Genomic DNA, 21,841 nt, shown 5'->3' with positions numbered 1-21,841 from the left:
GCATAATGTGCTTAAACTTGACGAATTTACGATTATCGTCCAGGGCCTTTTCAGGCCGGCACAGGATACCTGATACTGGGTAGTTAAGACAAAAGTTTTTGAACGATGTCATGACCAGTTGGGAATTTGCACGAATTTTTTAATTTTTATATGTGAAGTTGAGGTAAAGCCATGTCGACACCCGAAACCCCCTCAGTGAACTTTTTTAGTCTGTTTCGCCGGGGACAGCACTATTCGAAGACGTGGCCGCTGGAAAAACGCCTTGCGCCTGTCTTTATCGAGAACCGTGTGATTCGCGCCACCCGTCACGCCATTCGTCTGATGCCCCCGATTGCCATTTTCACCCTCTGCTGGCAGATAGCGCTTGGCGGCCAGCTTGGACCGGCCGTCGCTACCGCGCTGTTTGCGCTTAGCCTGCCGATGCAGGGGCTCTGGTGGTTAGGTAAACGCTCCGTCACGCCGCTCCCCCCGTCCGTGCTGCAGTGGTTCTATGAAGTACGCGGCAAGTTGCAGGAGGCGGGACAGGCCCTGGCCCCGGTCGAGGGCAAGCCCGATTATCAGGCGCTGGCCGACACGCTAAAGAAAGCATTTAAACAACTTGATAAAACATTCCTGGATGATTTGTGATTGATCATCGAAACGATCATTAAAAGAAGGCACAGTAACCCTTAGTTACCGTGTCTTTTTTTTAGGTTGCTTCGCGCAACAGGAGTCGAATGATGGAAATGACCAATGCTCAACGTCTGATTTTGTCTAATCAGTACAAAATGATGACCATGCTTGATCCCGACAACGCAGAGCGCTATCGCCGCCTGCAGACTATCGTCGAACGTGGCTTTGGCCTGCAGATGCGCGAACTGGATCGCGAGTTTGGCGAATTAAAGGAAGAGACCTGCCGTATTGTCATTGACATCATGGAGATGTGTCACGCATTGCACGTCTCATGGGCTAACCTGAAAGACGCGCAGATAATTGATGAGCGTCGTGTGACCTTCCTCGGTTTTGATGCTGCCACCGAAGCGCGTTACCTGAGCTACGTCCGCTTTATGGTTAACACCGAAGGGCGTTACACCCACTTCGATGCCGGTACGCATGGCTTTAATGCCCAGACCCCGATGTGGGACAAATATCAACGTATGCTGAGCGTCTGGCACGCCTGCCCGCGCCAGTACCATCTGAGCAGCAACGAAATTCAACAAATCATTAATGCCTGACGGAGGTCGATGTGCAGTGTAAAGGTTTTCTGTTTGATCTGGACGGTACGCTGGTAGATTCCTTACCGGTGGTTGAGCGCTCATGGTGCCGCTGGGCCGACAGGCACGGTATTAGCCATGATGAAGTCCTCCATTTCATCCATGGCAAACAGGCCATTACCTCTTTACGTCACTTTATGGCGGGCAGCACTGAAGAAGAAATTCAGGTCGAGTTTCGCTGGCTGGAGCAGCTAGAGGCGAAGGATACCGACGGCATCGTCGCGCTACCAGGCGCGCATGCGCTGCTTCGTCATCTGAATGAATCACAAATCCCGTGGGCTATCGTCACCTCCGGCTCGGTTCCGGTGGCGCACGCCCGCCATAAAGCGGCGGGTTTGCCAACGCCTGAAGTCTTTGTCACCGCCGAGCGTGTCGCTCGGGGCAAGCCGGAGCCCGACGCCTTTTTGCTGGGCGCCGAGCTGCTAGGGCTGGCACCAGAACAGTGCGTGGTGGTGGAAGATGCCGCTGCCGGCGTCCTTGCCGGGCTGGCGGCGGGGTGTCATGTCATCGCCGTGAATGTACCTGCCACGGCGCCGCGCCTGAATGAAGCCGGTTTTGTGCTGACTTCACTGGCAGCCATTGAGGTCAGCAAAACGGCCGACGGAACGGTAACCGTGACGCAGAAAATGTAATCCCATGATTTAGCCCCACAACTGTGGGGCTTTTTTATGGCAGTATGCTGTCACTCTTTTCTGACAAGGACCTGTTGTGAACGGTGAATTAATCTGGGTATTGAGCCTGCTGGTCTTCGCCATCATTCTCTTTGCTACCGGTAAAGTGCGCATGGATGCCGTGGCATTACTGGTGATAGTGGCGTTCGTGCTAAGCGGCACCCTCACGCTCCCCGAAGCGTTATCGGGCTTTAGCGATCCGAACGTTATTTTGATTGCCGCACTCTTTATTATTGGTGATGGGCTGGTTCGCACCGGCGTCGCCACCAGTATGGGCTCCTGGCTGGTGAACGCCGCAGGCAGCAGCGAAACCAAAATGCTTATCCTGCTGATGCTGACCGTGGCCGGACTGGGAGCCTTTATGAGCTCCACCGGCGTAGTGGCCATCTTTATCCCGGTGGTGTTAAGCGTCAGCATGAGGATGCAGATCCCGCCATCACGCCTGATGATGCCGCTCAGCTTCGCCGGGCTTATCAGCGGCATGATGACGCTGGTAGCAACGCCACCCAACCTGGTGGTTAACAGCGAACTTTTGCGCGAAGGGCTGCAGGGATTTAGCTTTTTTAGCGTCACGCCGCTGGGGTTGGTGATTCTGGTGCTGGGTATTGTCTACATGCTGCTGACGCGCTTTGTCCTGAAGAGCGAAACGCAGGATAAATCCCGGGACGGCTGGAAGCGCCGCACATTTCGCGATTTGATCAAAGAGTATCGCCTGACCGGGCGGGCCCGTCGTCTGGCTATCCGCCCCGGTTCCCCCCTGATTGGTCAACGTCTGGACGATCTTAAACTGCGTGAACGCTACGGCGCGAACGTGATTGGGGTAGAGCGCTGGCGCCGTTTTCGGCGGGTGATCGTGAATGTTTACGGTGTATCTGAATTCCGCGCCCGTGACGTATTACTTATCGACATGTCCTCTGCCGATGTCGATCTGCGTGAATTTTGCAGCGAGCAGCTGCTGGAGCCGATGGTGCTGCGGGGAGAGTATTTCTCCGATCAGGCGCTGGACGTGGGGATGGCCGAATTTTCGCTGATTCCCGAATCGGAGCTGCTGGGCAAGACCACGCGCGAGATCGGTTTTCGTACGCGCTATGGGCTCAATGTAGTGGGATTGAAGCGTGACGGCGTGGCAATGGATGGCGCCGTGGTGGATGAACCCTTACAGCTGGGGGACATTTTTCTGGTGGTGGGGAACTGGAAACTCATCACTCAACTCGGCCAGCGCGGACGCGACTTTGTGGTCATGAACCTGCCCGTTGAGGTGAGTGATGCCTCACCGGCTCACAGCCAGGCGCCACATGCTATTTTCTGTCTGGTGCTGATGGTCGCGCTGATGTTAACGGATGAGATCCCTAACCCGATTGCGGCGATTATCGCCTGCCTGCTGATGGGGAAATTCCGCTGTATTGATGCACAAAGCGCCTATAAGGCAATCCACTGGCCGAGCATAATACTCATCGTCGGGATGATGCCGTTTGCGCTGGCGCTGCAAAAAACGGGCGGGGTAGATTTGGTGGTTAAAGGATTGATGGAACTCGGCGGCGGATATGGGCCTTACATGATGCTAATCTGCCTGTTTGTAATGTGCGCCACCATTGGTCTGTTTATCTCCAATACCGCCACGGCTGTGCTGATGGCGCCCATTGTGCTGGCGATGGCGAAATCGATGGGGGTCTCGCCTTACCCGTTTGCAATGATGGTGGCGATGGCCGCTTCAGCCGCCTTTATGACCCCGGTCTCTTCTCCGGTTAACACGCTGGTACTGGGGCCCGGGAACTACCGGTTTAGCGATTTCGTAAAATTGGGCGTGCCTTTTACCGTGCTGGTTATGGTGGTGTGCGTCATTTTGATCCCGGTGCTGTTTCCATTTTAATACCGCGCGAAATTCGGGTGGCGGTAGCGCCACCCGGCCCGGATATTACAGTGGGGAATCCTGGCTAATCTCATCCAGCGACAGATGGAAGCTCGGGACAAATACCTGCATAAAGTAATCCATTTCGTCACTGCGACGGGCTTCCAGCGTCTTTTCCAGGCGCGTTTTCGCCAGCAAGAATTCATGATTGCCGGCCGAGAGCTCCTCAAGGCATTTCAGATAAGCACAGAGCGCATCTGCCTGCTTAACCAGAGACTTCTCTTCCTCGCTGTATTGGTGTTCGTCGATCAGGGGGGCAAAAATATCGCGCAGCTCTTCAGGCACCATGTCGACCAGTTTCTGCTGAGCTATTTTTTCAATCGCTTTGTACTCCTGAGCAATCTGCGAATTGAAATACTTCACCGGCGTGGGCAGATCCCCTGTCAGCACTTCAGAAGCATCATGATACATCGCCAGCAGCGCGATTCGCTCTGCGTTCACCTGTCCGTTGAATTTGCGGTTTTTAATGGCGGCCAGCGCATGGGCAACCATGGCGACCTGCAGACTATGCTCTGAGACGTTCTCGGTCCGCACGTTGCGCATCAGCGGCCAGCGGTTAATCAGTTTCAGGCGGGAAAGGTGGGCAAAGAAATGACTCTCACTCATAGGGTACCTTTTGTCTAACACGGCGACAGACTTCATTGTGAGGGGAGGGGCGGGCAGATGCAAATCGGGCTGCCATTGGCAGCCCGGAAGGTTTACTGATGATACCCAGAGAGGAATCGACCAAAACGACTGACCGCCATCTCAAGTTCATCCTCACGCGGCAGGGTAACAATGCGCACATGATCCGGCCATGGCCAGTTGAACGCCGTTCCCTGGACCAGCAGCACTTTTTCTTGCAGCAGGAAGTCGAGCACCATTTTTTGATCGTCAAAGATGTTAAAGCGTTTGATGTCGATTTTCGGGAACATATAGAGCGCGCCTTTTGGCTTCACGCAGGAGACGCCCGGAATGTCATTAATCAGCTCCCATGCGCGATTACGTTGCTCATACAGGCGACCGCCTGGCACGATAAATTCGCTAATGCTCTGATAACCACCCAGCGCCGTCTGAATAGCGTGCTGGGCTGGTACGTTGGCGCACAGGCGCATAGAGGCCAACATTTCCAGCCCTTCGATATAGCCTTTGGCGTGCTTTTTCGGGCCGTTCAGAACCATCCAGCCCTGACGGAAACCGGCGACGCGGTAGGTCTTAGACAGGCCGTTGAACGTGACGGTCAGCAGATCCGGAGCCATCGCGGCGATAGAGTGGTGTTGCGCTTCGTCGTAAAGGATCTTGTCGTAAATTTCGTCGGCGAAGATGATCAGGTTATGCTGACGGGCGATCTCAACGATCTCCATCAACAGCTCTTTTGAATAGACCGCACCCGTTGGGTTGTTCGGGTTGATGATCACAATACCGCGGGTGCGAGGGGTAATTTTAGCGCGGATATCGTCCAGATCAGGGAACCAGTCGGATGACTCATCACAGAGGTAATGCACCGCTTTACCACTGGAAAGCGAGACAGCGGCGGTCCAGAGTGGGTAATCCGGAGCGGGCACCAGCATTTCGTCACCGCTGTTGAGCAGCGCCTGCATGGCCTGCACGATCAGCTCTGATACGCCGTTGCCAATATAGATATCTTCTACCGTAACATCGCGCATCCCGCGAGCCTGGTAGTGCTGCATAATGGCTTTACGGGCGGAGTAAAGCCCTTTCGAATCACAGTAGCCCTGTGCGGTAGGCAGGTTTCGGATCACATCAACCAGTATTTCATCCGGGGCATCGAAACCAAATGGCGCCGGGTTACCGATATTGAGTTTGAGAACTTTATTGCCTTCTTCTTCGAGGCGTTTGGCCTCTTTAAGAACGGGCCCGCGGATGTCATAACAGACGTTGTCTAATTTACTGGATTTTTCGATAGGGGACATGAACCTTTGACCTTTTAACTGTTATTGCCACTCCCTGCCGTGGAAGTCAGCACGAAACAATGTACTCCTTGAAAGGCCTTTTTTAAAGCATGAGCAGAAGAAGATTTTGCTAATTAAGAAAAACTATCATTAAAATTTTAATCTACTATTTGCGTTACGACGAATAAGACCTGCCACGGGTTTGTTATAATCTGGTGTAAAGTTTTGCAAGTGACATCTTTTACTGGATTTTACGCTAACGGATCAATCGGCATTGGCTTCGCAGACCGATATACAGAGGTTTCCCCTGGCAATTTTTCGTAAATGCTGAATTAATTGCGATTATCACGATTCAAATCCCGCTTTATATAAACGTTGATCATGTGAATATAATGTTAAGTATAATTAATGAACAATCTTTTTTTAAATTATTGTGTATTTCAAAATAAGGGTGAAATCGTAACTTTCGTTAATATTAATAAAAATAATTTAGACTCTTATCAACAGGGTTAAATCATCCGGGATGCAATAAGACTTATAAATAAAATGGATTTAGGTTAAGATGATGCAACAGGCCTGCAGTACGCGATTGCGGCTTGTTGTAAATCTTAGTTATGCCTCCATTAATAGCATATTGTTATTAATAGATTTATCTTTACCCGGAGAAGCGAAGCGACGCGACGCCCATTGCTGCTTTAGCTTGACTACGATAAAGTTGAGCCTGAAGCGCCACTGCCTTTCGTGCATTACCTAATCCGGTAAAAATTTATATTTACTGAACGTAAAGCCAATAAAAATATCGTCAGATACGTTGTGTTTGACGACGGATATACCTGGACTTCAACTTTCTGTCTGGCAGTCTGCCGGTCGGGATTACAAGGATTCTTGTTCAGAAGGACCTGTTTTACTTTTACGCACACAGCTTCTACCCGAGGCAGCTCCGCATGAGCCACCTGTAAGTGAAAAGATATGATGAATGCAAATCGTCCGATACTGAACCTCGATCTCGATCTGCTGAGAACTTTTGTTGCAGTCGCCGATCTGAATACATTTGCAGCTGCGGCTGCGGCAGTCTGCCGTACCCAATCGGCTGTTAGCCAACAAATGCAACGACTGGAACAACTGGTCGGAAAAGAGCTTTTTGCCCGCCAAGGCCGCAATAAACTCCTGACTGAACATGGTATTCAGCTGCTGGGCTATGCCAGAAAAATACTTCGCTTCAACGATGAAGCCTGCACGTCGCTAATGTTTAGTAACCTACAGGGTGTCTTAACCGTAGGGGCGTCTGATGAGTCGGCTGATACTATTTTGCCTTTCCTGCTTAATCGTATTAGCTCGGTTTATCCGAAGATTGCGTTGGACGTCAGGGTTAAACGCAATGCGTTTATGATGGAGATGCTGAAGGAGCAGGAAGTAGACCTGGTTGTCACAACCCAACGAATGGAGCATTTCAGTTGCCTGACGCTCCGTACGTCACCTACTCACTGGTATTGTGCAGCCGAGTATCAACTGCAGCGCGGCGAGCCCATCCCGCTGGTACTGATGGATGACCCCAGCCCGTTCCGCGACATGGTTCTGGCCACATTAAATGCCGCCAATATTCCCTGGCGTCTCGCCTACGTAGCGACAACCCTGCCAGCCGTCCGTGCGGCGGTGAAAGCCGGACTGGGCGTCACCGCGCGCCCGGTTGAGATGATGAGCCCGGATTTACGAGTATTAGGCAAATCAGACGGGCTGCCGATGCTGCCCGATACGGAATATTTGCTGTGTCATAACGCGACTCGTCAGAACGAGTTAGCGCAAACCATCTTCTCGGCAATGGAAAATTATCAGAATCCATGGCAGTACAATAATGTTACCCCGGAAGGAGGGGATGACTCTCTCGTCATCGAAGGAGATTTTGAATAAAAGTTCGGCAATTTCCTCGTAACAAAATGTAAGTGTTAAAAAAGAGCCACTGACGCCACTTTCGCGCGCATTGGTTCTTTTTTTGTAATTCGATTTGAAAAGTTTTTGTTAAGTAAAGTTAATTTTATTGCTTATCAACATTATATGGATTACGCGCTGTATTCGTTACTCCCATTCTTACAGCTTATGGTTGTCAATTTGCATGTTAAAAAAACAGCGAAGATGTTGCCGTTTTTTTGATTGAATTAACAAAAGCGTGTCTCAGATCAAGAAAATACTCCTCTTTGGGGGGAGGAATCAGCGACAAATCCTGTCAAAATAGGAGGGTAATCTTTTTTTTACATCAAAACGGACACGATTCAACAGTATGCAGTTGACCAAATGTCATGTTCCCGCCAGGGTTAAAGGGCATTAAATGTTAACGAGAATCGTTCGATGTAATTTAATGTGAAGAAACCTTTGTTAAAGTTGACAAAAGGTTATAGCAAGGAGTAAAAAACCACATCATTTTGCTGTCTATGTCTCATTTCTGACAGTTGGTGTAAGGTTATTTGTTCCTCCCCATGAATCGATGTGATGCCCATCTGCCAGCAAGAGCAGTGTCGTCGGTATCACTTTTGATGAGTAAGCAATGAGTATGTCAACATCCACAGAAGTCATCGCTCATCACTGGGCATTCGCAATCTTTCTTATTGTAGCCATTGGCCTGTGCTGCCTGATGTTAGTCGGCGGCTGGTTCCTGGGCGGTCGCGCCCGCGCAAGGCACAAAAACACACCTTTTGAATCAGGTATTGATTCTGTAGGTACTGCTCGCTTACGCCTGTCTGCCAAGTTCTATCTGGTAGCCATGTTCTTCGTCATCTTCGACGTTGAAGCGCTCTATCTTTTCGCATGGTCTACCTCCATTCGTGAAAGTGGTTGGGTGGGCTTTGTCGAGGCCGCAATTTTCATTTTAGTGTTACTGGCCGGTCTGGTTTATCTGGTGCGTATTGGCGCGCTGGACTGGACACCTGCACGTTCACGTCGTGAACGTATCAACCCGGAAAACAGTATCTCTAATCGTCAGCAGTAACAGCGAGGCAATAAGATGGATTATACGCTCACCCGCATAGATCCTAACGGTGAGAATGACCGTTACCCCCTGCAAAAACAGGAGATCGTAACCGACCCCCTGGAGCAAGAAGTCAATAAAAGCGTGTACATGGGCAAACTCGAAAATGCCATGCACGATATGGTCAACTGGGGTCGTAAGAACTCCATCTGGCCGTATAACTTTGGTCTTTCTTGCTGCTACGTTGAAATGGTGACGTCATTCACTGCGGTGCATGACGTTGCGCGTTTTGGTGCAGAAGTACTGCGTGCCTCTCCGCGTCAGGCTGACCTGATGGTGGTGGCCGGTACCTGCTTTACCAAAATGGCGCCGGTCATTCAGCGTCTGTACGACCAGATGCTCGAGCCAAAATGGGTTATTTCCATGGGCGCTTGTGCAAACTCAGGCGGAATGTACGACATTTACTCCGTTGTCCAGGGCGTAGATAAGTTCATCCCGGTTGATGTGTACATCCCAGGTTGCCCGCCGCGCCCGGAAGCTTACATGCAGGCGCTGATGCTGCTGCAGGAGTCGATTGGCAAAGAACGCCGTCCGCTCTCCTGGGTGGTAGGCGACCAGGGTGTCTATCGCGCGAACATGCAGTCTGAGCGCGAGCGTAAACGCGGCGAACGTATTGCAGTGACCAACCTGCGTACGCCTGACGAAATTTAATTTGCGCCTGCGGGCGGTGGAGAAAAGCTTCGTACATCACTATTCAAATAGCGCGAAGCCCCGCCTGGCAGTCACCACGGACCATTTGCAATGGTGAACAATATGACCGACTTAACCGCGCAAGACGCCGCATGGCAAACACGGGATCACCTGGATGACCCGGTCATTGGCGAACTGCGCAACCGTTTTGGGCCGGATGCCTTTACTGTTCAGGCCACCCGCACCGGGGTACCCGTTGTTTGGGTGAAGCGTGAGCAATTACTGGAAGTTGTCGATTTCCTTAAGAAATTGCCAAAACCTTACGTCATGCTGTTTGACTTACACGGCATGGATGAACGTTTGCGTACGCACCGCCACGGGTTACCCGCGGCGGATTTTTCCGTTTTCTACCACCTGATCTCAATAGACCGCAACACGGATATCATGCTCAAGGTGGCCTTGTCTGAAAACGACATGCATCTGCCGACGATCACCAAAATTTTCCCGAACGCGAACTGGTATGAGCGTGAAACCTGGGAAATGTTTGGTATGACTTTCGATGGCCACCCGAATCTGACGCGCATCATGATGCCGCAGACCTGGACCGGCCACCCGCTGCGTAAAGACTATCCGGCACGTGCGACCGAATTCGACCCGTTTGAGCTGACCAAAGCCAAGCAGGATCTGGAGATGGAAGCGCTGACCTTCAAGCCGGAAGACTGGGGCATGAAGCGCGGTACCGATAACGAGGACTTCATGTTCCTCAACCTCGGTCCAAACCACCCGTCTGCGCACGGTGCCTTCCGTATTATTCTTCAGCTTGATGGCGAAGAGATTGTCGACTGTGTTCCTGACATCGGTTACCACCACCGTGGTGCTGAGAAGATGGGCGAGCGTCAGTCCTGGCACAGCTATATTCCGTATACCGACCGTATTGAGTATCTGGGCGGCTGCGTTAACGAAATGCCATACGTGCTGGCCGTTGAGAAACTGGCAGGGATCACCACGCCGGATCGCGTTAACGTAATCCGCGTTATGCTGTCTGAACTGTTCCGTATCAACAGCCACCTGCTGTACATCTCCACGTTCATTCAGGACGTCGGTGCGATGACCCCGGTCTTCTTCGCCTTTACCGACCGTCAGAAAATTTACGATCTGGTGGAAGCAATCACCGGTTTCCGTATGCACCCGGCCTGGTTCCGTATTGGCGGCGTCGCACACGACCTGCCGCGCGGCTGGGACCGTCTGCTGCGTGAGTTCCTCGACTGGATGCCGAAACGTCTCGCCTCCTACGAGAAAGCTGCGCTGCGCAACTCCATTCTGAAAGGCCGCTCCCAGGGCGTTGCTGCCTATGGCGCGAAAGAAGCGCTGGAGTGGGGCACAACAGGTGCAGGTCTGCGCGCTACCGGTATCGATTTCGACGTGCGTAAAGCCCGTCCATACTCTGGCTACGAGAACTTCGACTTTGAAATCCCGGTTGGCGGTGGTGTTTCCGACTGCTACACCCGCGTGATGCTGAAAGTGGAAGAGCTGCGTCAGAGTCTGCGCATCCTTGAGCAGTGCCTCAACAACATGCCGGAAGGGCCGTTTAAAGCGGATCACCCGCTGACCACGCCGCCGCCGAAAGAGCGCACGCTGCAACATATCGAAACCCTGATCACCCACTTCCTGCAGGTTTCCTGGGGTCCGGTCATGCCGGCGCAAGAATCCTTCCAGATGATTGAAGCGACCAAGGGTATCAACAGTTACTACCTGACCAGCGACGGCAGCACCATGAGCTACCGTACCCGCGTGCGTACGCCAAGCTTTGCGCACCTGCAACAGATCCCGGCCGCCATTCGCGGCAGTCTGGTCTCCGACCTGATTGTTTATCTGGGTAGTATCGATTTTGTTATGTCAGATGTGGACCGCTAATTATGCACGAGAATCAACAACCACAGACCGAGGCTTTTGAGCTGAGTGAAGCAGAGCGTGCCGCCATTGAGCACGAGATGCACCACTACGAAGACCCGCGTGCGGCGTCCATTGAAGCGCTGAAAATCGTACAGAAACAGCGTGGCTGGGTGCCGGATGGGGCGATCTATGAGATTGCAAAAGTGCTGGGTATTCCGGCAAGTGACGTTGAAGGCGTAGCCACGTTCTACAGCCAGATCTTCCGTCAGCCGGTAGGCCGCCATGTGATCCGCTACTGTGACAGCGTTGTTTGTCACATCACGGGCTATCAGGGCATTCAGGCCGCCATTGAGAAGAAACTCAATATCAAGCCGGGTCAGACGACCTTTGATGGTCGCTTTACCCTGCTGCCAACCTGTTGCCTGGGTAACTGCGACAAGGGGCCGACCATGATGATTGATGAGGACACTCACAGCCATCTGACGCCGGAAGCGATTCCTGACCTGCTGGAGCAGTATAAATAATGAAAAATATTATTCTGACTCCCGAAACCCATCCGCTGACCTGGCGTCTTCGCGACGACAAGCAGCCGGTGTGGCTGGAAGAGTATCAGGCGAAAAACGGCTATGCTGGCGCGCGCAAGGCGCTCGGCGGTATGGCCCCGGATGAGATCGTCAATGCGGTTAAAGATGCTGGCCTGAAAGGGCGCGGCGGCGCGGGCTTCTCCACCGGTCTGAAGTGGAGCCTGATGCCAAAAGACGAATCCATGAACATCCGTTACCTGCTGTGTAACGCTGATGAAATGGAGCCGGGTACCTATAAAGACCGCCTGTTGATGGAGCAACTGCCCCACCTGCTGGTGGAAGGCATGCTGATCTCCGCGTTTGCGCTGAAAGCCTACCGTGGCTACATCTTCCTGCGCGGTGAGTATATCGAAGCGGCGGAAAACCTGCGTCGCGCGATTGCCGAAGCGACCGAAGCCGGTCTGCTCGGTAAAAACATTCTGGGCACCGGTTTTGACTTCGAACTGTTCGTGCATACCGGGGCAGGGCGTTATATCTGCGGTGAAGAGACCGCGCTGATTAACTCCCTGGAAGGCCGCCGTGCGAACCCACGTTCCAAGCCGCCGTTCCCGGCAAGCTCCGGCGTGTGGGGTAAACCGACCTGCGTTAACAACGTCGAAACCCTGTGTAACGTTCCGGCGATCCTCGCCAATGGCGTGGAGTGGTATCAGGGCATCTCTTCAAGCAAAGATGCCGGCACCAAGCTGATGGGCTTCTCCGGCCGCGTGAAGAATCCTGGCGTCTGGGAACTGCCGTTCGGTACCACCGCGCGTGAGATTCTTGAAGACTACGCGGGCGGCATGCGTGATGGCCTGAAGTTCAAAGCCTGGCAGCCGGGTGGAGCAGGAACAGACTTCCTGACCGAAGCTCACCTCGACCTGCCGATGGAATTCGAAAGCATTGGTAAAGCGGGCAGCCGTCTGGGTACGGCGCTGGCGATGGCCGTCGACCACGAGATCGGCATGGTTCCGCTGGTGCGTAACCTGGAAGAGTTCTTTGCCCGCGAGTCCTGCGGCTGGTGTACGCCGTGCCGTGACGGTCTGCCGTGGAGCGTGAAAATTCTGCGTGCTATCGAACGTGGCGAAGGTCAGCCTGGTGATATCGAGACACTTGAGCAACTGTGTCGATTCCTGGGCCCAGGTAAAACCTTCTGTGCCCACGCACCGGGTGCCGTCGAGCCGCTGCAGAGCGCGATTAAATATTTCCGCGAAGAATTCGAAGCAGGCATCAAGCAGCCGTTCAGTAATACCCATTCGATCAATGGTATTCAGCCGAACCTGCTTAAAGCACGCTGGTAATTCCCCCTTGCCCCGGACCTCTTCCTCAAGGGAGAGGGAGAAAACCGGGCTCTATCCTCTCCTTCAGGGAGAGGGGTAGGGTAAGGGTGATAAAAAGAATTTTGATTAACGCTCGAAGCAATTCGAGCCAACTGGAAGCATGCTAATGGCTACGATTCATGTAGACGGCAAAGAATACGAAGTCAACGGGGCGGACAACCTGCTAGAAGCTTGTCTGTCTCTTGGCCTCGATATTCCGTACTTTTGCTGGCATCCGGCGCTGGGCAGCGTCGGTGCTTGCCGCCAGTGTGCGGTGAAGCAATATCAAAACGCGGAAGACACGCGTGGTCGCCTGGTGATGTCCTGTATGACGCCGGCCACCGAAGGCACGTTTATTTCGATTGATGACGAAGAAGCCAAACAGTTCCGCGAAAGCGTGGTGGAGTGGTTGATGACCAACCACCCGCACGACTGTCCGGTGTGTGAAGAGGGCGGTAACTGCCACCTTCAGGATATGACCGTCATGACCGGTCACAGCTTCCGTCGCTATCGCTTTACCAAGCGTACCCACCGTAACCAGGACCTGGGGCCGTTCATCTCTCACGAAATGAACCGCTGCATCGCCTGCTACCGCTGCGTGCGTTACTACAAAGATTACGCAGACGGTCAGGATCTGGGCGTGTATGGCGCGCATGACAACGTCTACTTCGGTCGTCCGGAAGATGGCGTGCTGGAAAGCGAATTCTCCGGTAACCTGGTAGAAATCTGCCCGACCGGCGTATTCACAGATAAAACGCACTCCGAGCGCTACAACCGTAAATGGGACATGCAGTTTGCACCAAGCATCTGCCAGCAGTGTTCCCTCGGCTGTAACACCAGCCCGGGTGAGCGTTACGGCGAACTGCGTCGTATCGAAAACCGTTACAACGGTACCGTTAACCACTACTTCCTCTGCGACCGCGGTCGTTTCGGCTATGGCTACGTGAACCTGAAAGACCGTCCGCGTCAGCCGGTTCAGCGCCGTGGCGATGACGTCATCACCCTGAACGCCGAGCAGGCGATGCAGGGCGCGGCTGATATTTTGCGTCAGTCGAAGAAGGTGATCGGTATCGGCTCCCCGCGCGCCAGCATCGAAAGCAACTTCGCGCTGCGCGAGCTGGTTGGGGCAGAAAACTTCTATACCGGTATCGCGAAGTCAGAGCAGGAACGTCTGCAGCTGGTACTGAAAGTGCTGCGTGAAGGTGGCGTTCACACCCCTGCGCTGCGCGAAATCGAATCTTATGACGCGGTGCTGGTGCTGGGTGAAGATCTGACTCAGACCGGCGCACGTGCGGCTCTGGCGGTTCGTCAGGCGGTGAAAGGTAAAGCGCGTGAAATGGCAGCGGCCCAGAAAGTGGCTGACTGGCAGATTGCGGCGATCCTGAACATCGGTCAGCGCGCGAAGCATCCGCTGTTTGTAACCAACGTCGACAATACCCGTCTGGACGACATCGCCGCGTGGACCTACTGTGCACCGGTGGAAGATCAGGCACGCCTGGGCTTCGCCATCGCGCATGCGCTGGATAGTAACTCTCCGGCCGTTGAACTGGATCGTGACCTGCAGAACAAGGTTGACGTGATTGTTCAGGCTCTGGCGGGCGCGAAGAAACCGCTGATTATTTCCGGTACCAACGCCGGTAGTGCCGAGATCGTTCAGGCGGCAGCGAACGTTGCTAAAGCCCTGAAAGGCCGCGGCGCGGACGTGGGTATCACCATGATTGCCCGTGCGGTGAACAGCATCGGTCTGGGTATGATTGGCGGCGGCTCGCTGGAAGACGCGTTAAGCGAACTGGAATCCGGTTCTGCTGACGCCGTTGTGGTGCTGGAAAACGACCTGCATCGCCACGCCTCTGCCGCTCGCGTTGACGCAGCGCTCTCAAAAGCGCCGCTGGTGATGGTCATTGACCATCAGCGCACCGCGATTATGGACAAAGCGCACCTGGTGCTCTCTGCGGCAAGTTTCGCCGAAAGCGACGGTACGGTCATCAACAACGAAGGACGCGCACAGCGCTTCTTCCAGGTTTACGACCCGGCCTACTACGACAACAACATTATCATGCTGGAAAGCTGGCGCTGGCTGCACTCCTTGCACAGCACCCTGCTCAGCCGTGAAGTGGACTGGACGCAGCTCGACCACGTTATTGATGCGGTAGTCGAAAAACTGCCTCAACTGGCCGGTATCAAAGACGCGGCGCCGGAAGCGAGCTTCCGTATTCGCGGTCAGAAACTGGCGCGTGAGCCGCACCGCTACAGCGGCCGTACCGCGATGCGTGCCAACATCAGCGTGCATGAGCCTCGTCAGCCGCAGGACAAAGACACGATGTTTGCCTTCTCGATGGAAGGGAACAACCAGCCGTCTGCACCGCGTTCACAGATTCCGTTCGCATGGGCTCCGGGCTGGAACTCACCGCAGGCATGGAACAAGTTCCAGGCTGAAGTGGGCGGCTCCCTGCGCCACGGCGATCCGGGCGTACGCCTGATTGAAGCCTCTGAAACCGGTCTGGACTTCTTCACGACCGTGCCGGCGAGCTTCCAGGCGGAAGAGGGTAACTGGCGTATTGCACCTTACTACCATCTGTTCGGTAGCGATGAAATGTCCCAGCGCTCTCCGGTCTTCCAGACCCGTATGCCGCAGCCGTACATCAAGCTCAACCCGGCGGACGCCGCGAAGCTTGGCGTTAACGCGGGTGCGAACATCGCTTTCAGCTACGATGGCCAGACGATCAGCCTGCCGCTGATTATCTCCGAAGGTTTGACCGCCGGCCAGGTGGGTCTGCCGATGGGTATGCCTGGCATCGCGCCGGTTCTGGCGGGTGCGCGTCTTGATAACCTGCAGGAGGCAAAAGCATGAGTTGGTTAACGCCGGATCTTATCGACATCCTGCTAAGCATTCTGAAGGCGGTTGTGATTCTGCTGGTGGTGGTCACCTGCGGTGCATTCATGAGCTTTGGTGAACGTCGCCTGCTCGGTCTGTTCCAGAACCGTTACGGGCCGAACCGCGTGGGCTGGGGTGGTTCACTCCAGCTGGTCGCGGACATGATCAAGATGTTCTTTAAAGAGGACTGGATCCCGAAATTCTCGGATCGCGTCATCTTTACGCTGGCCCCAATGATCGCCTTTACCTCGCTGCTGCTGGCGTTTGCTATCGTTCCCGTCAGCCCGACCTGGGTTGTGGCTGACCTGAACATCGGCATCCTGTTCTTCCTGATGATGGCAGGCCTCGCGGTTTACGCGGTACTGTTCGCAGGCTGGTCCAGTAACAACAAATACTCACTGCTGGGTGCGATGCGTGCTTCCGCGCAGACCCTAAGCTACGAGGTGTTCCTGGGGCTCTCCCTGATGGGCGTGGTGGCGCAGGCCGGTTCATTCAACATGACCGACATCGTCAACAACCAGGCCGACATCTGGAACGTTATCCCGCAGTTCTTTGGTTTTGTTACCTTTGCTATCGCAGGCGTGGCGGTGTGTCACCGTCACCCGTTTGACCAGCCAGAAGCCGAACAGGAACTGGCCGACGGTTACCACATTGAATATTCCGGTATGAAGTTCGGTCTGTTCTTCGTGGGCGAGTACATCGGTATCGTCACCATTTCCGCGTTGATGGTAACGCTGTTCTTTGGTGGCTGGCATGGCCCGTTCTTACCGCCATTCATCTGGTTCGCGCTGAAAACCGCGTTCTTTATGATGATGTTTATTTTGATTCGCGCAGCGTTACCGCGTCCTCGTTATGACCAGGTAATGTCCTTCGGCTGGAAAGTGTGCCTGCCGCTGACGCTCGTCAATTTATTGGTAACGGCGGCTGTCATTCTCTGGCAGCAGCCATAAGGGGCTTTAGACCATGACCTTAAAAGAATTATTGGTAGGTTTCGGCACCCAGGTACGCAGTATCTGGATGATCGGCCTGCACGCGTTTGCAAAACGCGAAACCCGGATGTACCCGGAAGAGCCGGTATATCTGCCGCCGCGCTACCGTGGCCGTATCGTGCTGACGCGCGATCCGGACGGTTCAGAGCGCTGCGTAGCCTGTAACCTGTGTGCGGTAGCCTGTCCGGTAGGCTGTATCTCTCTGCAGAAAGCAGAGACGGTAGACGGCCGCTGGTACCCGGAGTTTTTCCGCATCAACTTCTCACGCTGCATCTTCTGCGGTCTGTGTGAAGAAGCGTGCCCAACCACGGCGATTCAGCTGACTCCAGACTTCGAGCTGGGTGAGTACAAGCGTCAGGATCTCGTGTACGAGAAAGAGGATCTGCTGATTTCCGGTCCGGGCAAATACCCGGAATATAACTTCTACCGGATGGCGGGTATGGCAATCGACGGCAAAGATAAGGGCGAAGCAGAGAACGAAGCTAAGCCTATCGACGTCAAGAGCCTGTTACCGTAAGGAGAGGGCAATGGAATTCGCTTTTTATATCTGTGGCCTTATCGCCATCCTGGCTACGCTTCGAGTGATTACGCACACCAACCCGGTGCATGCGCTGCTCTATTTAATCATCTCGCTGCTGGCTATTTCCGGGGTGTTCTTTGCGCTGGGCGCGCACTTCGCCGGTGCGCTGGAAATCATCGTTTACGCCGGTGCCATTATGGTGCTGTTCGTCTTCGTAGTGATGATGCTGAACCTGGGCGGCTCCGAAATTGAGCAGGAACGTCAGTGGTTAAAACCGCAGGTGTGGATTGGCCCGGCGATTCTGTCGGCCATCATGCTGGCGGTGATTGTTTACGCCATTCTGGGCGTGAACGATCAGGGCATCGACGGCACGCCGATCAGCGCCAAAACCGTGGGTATTGCCCTGTTTGGCCCGTACGTTCTGGCGGTTGAGCTGGCCTCAATGCTGCTGCTGGCGGGCCTGGTTGTTGCCTTCCACGTTGGCCGCGAAGAGCGCGTCGGCGAGGTGCTGAGCAACCGCACTGACGACCGCGCGAAAAGAAAAACGGAGGAGCGCGCATGATCCCCTTAATACATGGACTGATCCTCGCTGCGATTTTGTTCGTCCTGGGCTTAACCTGTCTGGTTATCCGCCGCAATCTGCTGTTTATGCTGATTGGACTGGAAATCATGATTAATGCTTCGGCGCTGGCCTTCGTGGTCGCCGGGAGCTACTGGGGCCAGGCCGATGGTCAGGTGATGTACATTCTTGCTATCAGCCTCGCGGCTGCCGAAGCGAGTATTGGCCTGGCGCTGTTGCTGCAGCTCCATCGTCGCCGCCAGAACCTGAACATCGATTCAGTAAGTGAGTTGCGTGGATGAACATGCTTGCCTTAACCATTATTTTTCCGCTGATTGGCTTCCTGCTGCTGTCGTTCTCACGCGGCCGCTGGTCTGAGAATCTCTCTGCCACCGTTGGTATGGGGTCTGTCGGTCTGGCTGCGCTGGTGACGGCGTATGCGGGTATCGACTTCTTTAATAACGGGCGTCAGGCCTTTAGCGTTCCACTGTGGACCTGGATGTCGGTCGGTGATTTCAACATCGGCTTTAACCTGGTGCTGGACGGACTGTCGCTGACCATGCTCTCTGTGGTCACCGGCGTGGGCTTCCTGATCCACATGTTCGCCTCCTGGTATATGCGCGGTGAAGAGGGTTACTCCCGCTTCTTCGCCTACACCAACCTGTTTATCGCCAGCATGGTTGTTCTGGTGCTGGCCGATAACCTGCTGCTGATGTATCTCGGCTGGGAAGGGGTGGGGCTCTGCTCTTACCTGCTGATCGGGTTCTACTACACCGATCCGAAGAATGGCGCAGCGGCCATGAAAGCGTTTGTCGTAACCCGCGTGGGTGACGTCTTCCTCGCCTTCGCGCTGTTCATTCTCTACAACGAACTGGGCACGCTGAACTTCCGCGAAATGGTGGAACTGGCGCCGGCGCACTTCGAGGCAGGTAATAACATGCTGTGGTGGGCGACGCTGATGCTGCTGGGTGGTGCTGTGGGTAAATCCGCACAGCTGCCGCTGCAGACATGGCTGGCCGACGCGATGGCGGGCCCAACGCCTGTCTCCGCGCTGATCCACGCCGCGACCATGGTGACCGCAGGGGTTTATCTGATTGCGCGTACCCATGGTCTGTTCCTGATGACCCCGGAAATTCTGCATCTGGTGGGTATCGTGGGTGCCGTAACGCTGGTGCTGGCAGGTTTCGCCGCGCTGGTGCAGACCGATATCAAGCGTGTTCTCGCGTATTCCACCATGAGCCAGATCGGCTACATGTTCCTGGCGCTGGGCGTTCAGGCGTGGGACGCGGCCATTTTCCACCTGATGACTCACGCGTTCTTTAAAGCGCTGCTGTTCCTCTCATCCGGTTCGGTGATTCTGGCCTGCCACCACGAGCAGAATATCTTCAAAATGGGCGGACTGCGTAAGTCCATCCCGCTGGTTTACGCTTGCTTCCTGGTGGGCGGCGCGGCGCTGGCGGCACTGCCGCTGATCACTGCGGGCTTCTTCAGTAAGGACGAAATCCTTGCGGGCGCCATGGCGAATGGTCATATCAATCTGATGGTTGCGGGTCTGGTCGGTGCATTCATGACCTCCCTGTACACCTTCCGTATGATTTTCATCGTCTTCCACGGTAAAGAACAGATTCACGCTCACGCAGGGAAGGGGATTACCCACCACCTGCCGCTGATTGTACTGCTGGTACTCTCCACCTTCGTTGGCGCGATGATCGTGCCACCGCTGCAGGGCGTACTGCCGGCAACCACCGAGCTTGAGCACGGTCGCGTTCTGACCCTCGAAATCACCTCCGGTGTGGTCGCGATTGCGGGCATCCTGATTGCGGCATGGCTGTGGCTGGGCAAACGTACGTTGGTGACTGCGGTTGCTAACAGCGCGCCGGGCCGTCTGCTGGGCACCTGGTGGTACAACGCGTGGGGCTTCGACTGGCTGTACGACATGATCTTCGTGAAACCGTTCCTCGGCATTGCGTGGCTGATTAAGCGCGATCCACTGAACTCACTGATGAACATCCCGGCAATCCTCTCTCGCTTTGCAGGTAAAGGCCTGCTGTTCAGCGAGAACGGTTATCTGCGCTGGTATGTAGCGTCCATGAGCATCGGTGCGGTTGTTGTGCTGGCGCTGCTGATGGTATTGCGTTGATCGTTAAGTGAATTTTATTCGAATTCGTTGAAAATCAGGCCCCTGCTGGGGGCCTTAAAAAGGAATGCAAATCGCCATGTTACTACCCTGGCTAATATTAATTCCCTTCATCGGCGGCTTCCTGTGCTGGCAGACTGAACGCTTTGGCGTGAAGATGCCGCGCTGGATTGCGCTGATTACCATGGGATTGACGCTCGCGCTTGGCCTGCAACTGTGGTTGCAGGGTGGCTACTCCCTGACGCAGTCTGCGGGCATTCCGCAGTGGCAGTCGGAGTTTATTCTGCCGTGGATCCCACGCTTTGGCATAACCATTCACCTGGCTATTGACGGCCTGTCGCTGCTGATGGTGGTGTTGACGGGTCTGCTCGGTGTTCTGGCGGTGCTCTGCTCCTGGCGAGAAATCGAAAAGTACCAGGGTTTCTTCCACCTGAACCTGATGTGGATCCTGGGCGGCGTTATCGGCGTGTTCCTTGCCATCGACATGTTCCTGTTCTTCTTCTTCTGGGAGATGATGCTGGTGCCGATGTACTTCCTGATCGCGCTGTGGGGCCATAAGGCATCCGACGGTAAAACGCGTATCACGGCGGCTACCAAATTCTTCATCTATACCCAGGCGAGCGGTCTGGTGATGTTGATTGCGATTCTGGCGCTGGTATTCGTGCACTACAACGCGACCGGTGTCTGGACCTTCAACTACCAGGATCTGCTGAAGACGCCAATGTCTCACGGTGTTGAATATCTGCTGATGCTGGGCTTCTTCATTGCCTTCGCGGTGAAAATGCCGGTGGTTCCTCTGCACGGCTGGCTGCCGGATGCGCACTCTCAGGCACCGACGGCAGGTTCCGTTGACCTTGCAGGCATCCTGCTGAAAACCGCGGCCTATGGCCTGCTGCGTTTCGCACTGCCGCTGTTCCCGAACGCCTCTGCTGAATTTGCGCCGATTGCGATGTGGCTCGGTGTGATCGGTATCTTCTACGGCGCGTGGATGGCTTTCACGCAGTACGACATCAAGCGTCTGATTGCTTACACCTCTGTTTCTCACATGGGCTTCGTGCTGATTGCTATCTACACCGGCAGCCAGCTGGCGTACCAGGGGGCAGTGATTCAGATGATTGCGCACGGTCTCTCTGCGGCCGGTCTCTTCATCCTGTGTGGCCAGCTGTACGAACGTCTGCACACCCGCGACATGCGTCAGATGGGCGGTCTGTGGAGCAAAATTAAGTGGCTGCCGGCGATGTCGATGTTCTTCGCGGTGGCGACGCTGGGGATGCCTGGCACCGGTAACTTCGTCGGCGAATTTATGATTCTGTTCGGCAGCTTCAAAGTGGTGCCGGTTATTACCGTGATCTCTACCTTTGGTCTGGTGTTCGCTTCCGTCTACTCCCTGGCGATGCTGCACCGCGCCTATTTCGGTAAAGCGAAGAGTGAAATCGCTGCCAAAGAGCTGCCGGGGATGTCGCTGCGTGAGCTGTTCATCATCCTGCTGCTGGTCGTACTGCTGGTGCTGTTGGGCTTCTTCCCGCAGCCGATTCTGGATACCTCGCACAGCGCAATGGGTAACATCCAGCAGTGGTTTGTTAATTCTGCTTCTACTACAAGGCCGTAAATCGCC

The 21,841-nt window shown here is 54.5% G+C and carries 19 protein-coding genes; 17 read left to right on the top strand and 2 right to left on the bottom strand.

Annotation, left to right across the window (positions count from 1 at the left end; all coding sequences use genetic code 11):
* The first annotated feature begins 171 nt into the window (after positions 1–171).
* The 4 genes from yfbV (at position 172) to JZ655_RS14510 (ending at position 3,794) form a co-directional block, all read left to right on the top strand.
* On the top strand, positions 172–627 hold the full coding sequence (gene yfbV, locus JZ655_RS14525) for a terminus macrodomain insulation protein YfbV (protein WP_040074666.1): 456 nt from the start codon (positions 172–174) through the stop codon (positions 625–627).
* A 92-nt stretch (positions 628–719) separates the two neighbouring features.
* Positions 720–1,214, top strand: a complete 495-nt coding sequence (locus JZ655_RS14520; protein WP_207293859.1) for a YfbU family protein — start codon at positions 720–722, stop codon at positions 1,212–1,214.
* A gap of 11 nt (positions 1,215–1,225) precedes the next feature.
* A complete protein-coding gene (locus JZ655_RS14515) occupies positions 1,226–1,885 on the top strand; it encodes a sugar phosphatase (protein WP_207292149.1) in 660 nt (219 codons plus the stop codon).
* A 76-nt stretch (positions 1,886–1,961) separates the two neighbouring features.
* A complete protein-coding gene (locus tag JZ655_RS14510) occupies positions 1,962–3,794 on the top strand; it encodes an SLC13 family permease (RefSeq protein ID WP_207292148.1) in 1,833 nt (610 codons plus the stop codon).
* A 45-nt stretch (positions 3,795–3,839) separates the two neighbouring features.
* Here the strand turns inward: JZ655_RS14510 and yfbR are convergent, their stop codons facing one another.
* Positions 3,840–4,439: a 5'-deoxynucleotidase gene (gene yfbR, locus JZ655_RS14505; RefSeq protein ID WP_040074673.1), complete on the bottom strand. Its 600-nt coding sequence runs from the start codon at positions 4,437–4,439 to the stop codon at positions 3,840–3,842.
* Between the two features lie 92 nt (positions 4,440–4,531).
* Entirely contained in the window at positions 4,532–5,746 is a 1,215-nt protein-coding gene (gene alaA, locus JZ655_RS14500) for an alanine transaminase AlaA (RefSeq protein WP_046884686.1), read from the bottom strand.
* A gap of 948 nt (positions 5,747–6,694) precedes the next feature.
* Here alaA and lrhA point away from each other — a divergent pair.
* The 13 genes from lrhA (at position 6,695) to nuoM (ending at position 21,835) form a co-directional block, all read left to right on the top strand.
* The gene (lrhA, locus tag JZ655_RS14495; protein WP_207292147.1) at positions 6,695–7,633 is read left to right on the top strand and encodes a transcriptional regulator LrhA; all 939 of its coding nucleotides are present in this window, start codon (positions 6,695–6,697) and stop codon (positions 7,631–7,633) included.
* 631 nt (positions 7,634–8,264) lie between these two features.
* Entirely contained in the window at positions 8,265–8,705 is a 441-nt protein-coding gene (gene nuoA / locus JZ655_RS14490) for an NADH-quinone oxidoreductase subunit NuoA (RefSeq protein ID WP_032612789.1), read from the top strand.
* 15 nt (positions 8,706–8,720) lie between these two features.
* The gene (gene nuoB, locus JZ655_RS14485; protein ID WP_032612787.1) at positions 8,721–9,395 is read left to right on the top strand and encodes an NADH-quinone oxidoreductase subunit NuoB; all 675 of its coding nucleotides are present in this window, start codon (positions 8,721–8,723) and stop codon (positions 9,393–9,395) included.
* Positions 9,396–9,485: 90 nt separating this feature from the next.
* On the top strand, positions 9,486–11,288 hold the full coding sequence (nuoC, locus tag JZ655_RS14480; protein WP_154298765.1) for an NADH-quinone oxidoreductase subunit C/D: 1,803 nt from the start codon (positions 9,486–9,488) through the stop codon (positions 11,286–11,288).
* A gap of 2 nt (positions 11,289–11,290) precedes the next feature.
* Positions 11,291–11,791 (top strand): NADH-quinone oxidoreductase subunit NuoE, encoded by a 501-nt coding sequence (gene nuoE, locus JZ655_RS14475; protein ID WP_006176513.1) that lies wholly within the window; start codon positions 11,291–11,293, stop codon positions 11,789–11,791.
* Positions 11,791–13,128, top strand: coding sequence for an NADH-quinone oxidoreductase subunit NuoF (gene nuoF / locus JZ655_RS14470; protein WP_046884688.1), 1,338 nt, complete (start codon positions 11,791–11,793; stop codon positions 13,126–13,128). Before nuoE ends, nuoF begins: the two co-directional genes overlap by 1 nt.
* A 145-nt stretch (positions 13,129–13,273) precedes the next feature.
* Positions 13,274–15,997, top strand: a complete 2,724-nt coding sequence (nuoG, locus tag JZ655_RS14465; protein ID WP_040074680.1) for an NADH-quinone oxidoreductase subunit NuoG — start codon at positions 13,274–13,276, stop codon at positions 15,995–15,997.
* Positions 15,994–16,971, top strand: a complete 978-nt coding sequence (gene nuoH, locus JZ655_RS14460) for an NADH-quinone oxidoreductase subunit NuoH (protein WP_040074682.1) — start codon at positions 15,994–15,996, stop codon at positions 16,969–16,971. Before nuoG ends, nuoH begins: the two co-directional genes overlap by 4 nt.
* Before the next feature lie 13 nt (positions 16,972–16,984).
* Positions 16,985–17,527 carry an NADH-quinone oxidoreductase subunit NuoI gene (gene nuoI, locus JZ655_RS14455; RefSeq protein WP_003861491.1) on the top strand — a complete coding sequence of 181 codons (543 nt, stop codon included), beginning with the start codon at positions 16,985–16,987 and terminating at the stop codon, positions 17,525–17,527.
* Between the two features lie 10 nt (positions 17,528–17,537).
* Entirely contained in the window at positions 17,538–18,092 is a 555-nt protein-coding gene (nuoJ, locus tag JZ655_RS14450; RefSeq protein ID WP_040074683.1) for an NADH-quinone oxidoreductase subunit J, read from the top strand.
* Positions 18,089–18,391: an NADH-quinone oxidoreductase subunit NuoK gene (nuoK, locus tag JZ655_RS14445; RefSeq protein ID WP_207292146.1), complete on the top strand. Its 303-nt coding sequence runs from the start codon at positions 18,089–18,091 to the stop codon at positions 18,389–18,391. Before nuoJ ends, nuoK begins: the two co-directional genes overlap by 4 nt.
* Entirely contained in the window at positions 18,388–20,229 is a 1,842-nt protein-coding gene (gene nuoL / locus JZ655_RS14440; protein WP_040074685.1) for an NADH-quinone oxidoreductase subunit L, read from the top strand. The genes nuoK and nuoL overlap by 4 nt, the downstream gene beginning before the upstream one ends.
* Positions 20,230–20,305: 76 nt before the next feature.
* Entirely contained in the window at positions 20,306–21,835 is a 1,530-nt protein-coding gene (gene nuoM / locus JZ655_RS14435) for an NADH-quinone oxidoreductase subunit M (RefSeq protein ID WP_040074686.1), read from the top strand.
* Positions 21,836–21,841 lie beyond the last annotated feature (6 nt).

Source organism: Leclercia pneumoniae (assembly GCF_017348915.1).
In the GTDB taxonomy this organism is placed as follows: domain Bacteria; phylum Pseudomonadota; class Gammaproteobacteria; order Enterobacterales; family Enterobacteriaceae; genus Enterobacter; species Enterobacter pneumoniae.
The sequence above is the reverse complement of the archived record's forward strand: the minus strand, read 5'-3'. Positions and strand labels throughout refer to the sequence as shown.

Coding starts and splice junctions, on each gene's coding strand:
- nuoL (WP_040074685.1), top strand. CDS start 18,388: ATGAACATGCTTGCCTTAACCATTATTTTTCCGCTGATTGGCTTCCTG.
- JZ655_RS14520 (WP_207293859.1), top strand. CDS start 720: ATGGAAATGACCAATGCTCAACGTCTGATTTTGTCTAATCAGTACAAA.
- nuoC (WP_154298765.1), top strand. CDS start 9,486: ATGGTGAACAATATGACCGACTTAACCGCGCAAGACGCCGCATGGCAA.
- nuoK (WP_207292146.1), top strand. CDS start 18,089: ATGATCCCCTTAATACATGGACTGATCCTCGCTGCGATTTTGTTCGTC.
- nuoH (WP_040074682.1), top strand. CDS start 15,994: ATGAGTTGGTTAACGCCGGATCTTATCGACATCCTGCTAAGCATTCTG.
- yfbV (WP_040074666.1), top strand. CDS start 172: ATGTCGACACCCGAAACCCCCTCAGTGAACTTTTTTAGTCTGTTTCGC.
- alaA (WP_046884686.1), bottom strand. CDS start 5,746: ATGTCCCCTATCGAAAAATCCAGTAAATTAGACAACGTCTGTTATGAC.
- nuoF (WP_046884688.1), top strand. CDS start 11,791: ATGAAAAATATTATTCTGACTCCCGAAACCCATCCGCTGACCTGGCGT.
- nuoG (WP_040074680.1), top strand. CDS start 13,274: ATGGCTACGATTCATGTAGACGGCAAAGAATACGAAGTCAACGGGGCG.
- nuoI (WP_003861491.1), top strand. CDS start 16,985: ATGACCTTAAAAGAATTATTGGTAGGTTTCGGCACCCAGGTACGCAGT.
- nuoE (WP_006176513.1), top strand. CDS start 11,291: ATGCACGAGAATCAACAACCACAGACCGAGGCTTTTGAGCTGAGTGAA.
- nuoM (WP_040074686.1), top strand. CDS start 20,306: ATGTTACTACCCTGGCTAATATTAATTCCCTTCATCGGCGGCTTCCTG.
- yfbR (WP_040074673.1), bottom strand. CDS start 4,439: ATGAGTGAGAGTCATTTCTTTGCCCACCTTTCCCGCCTGAAACTGATT.
- nuoB (WP_032612787.1), top strand. CDS start 8,721: ATGGATTATACGCTCACCCGCATAGATCCTAACGGTGAGAATGACCGT.
- nuoA (WP_032612789.1), top strand. CDS start 8,265: ATGAGTATGTCAACATCCACAGAAGTCATCGCTCATCACTGGGCATTC.
- nuoJ (WP_040074683.1), top strand. CDS start 17,538: ATGGAATTCGCTTTTTATATCTGTGGCCTTATCGCCATCCTGGCTACG.
- lrhA (WP_207292147.1), top strand. CDS start 6,695: ATGATGAATGCAAATCGTCCGATACTGAACCTCGATCTCGATCTGCTG.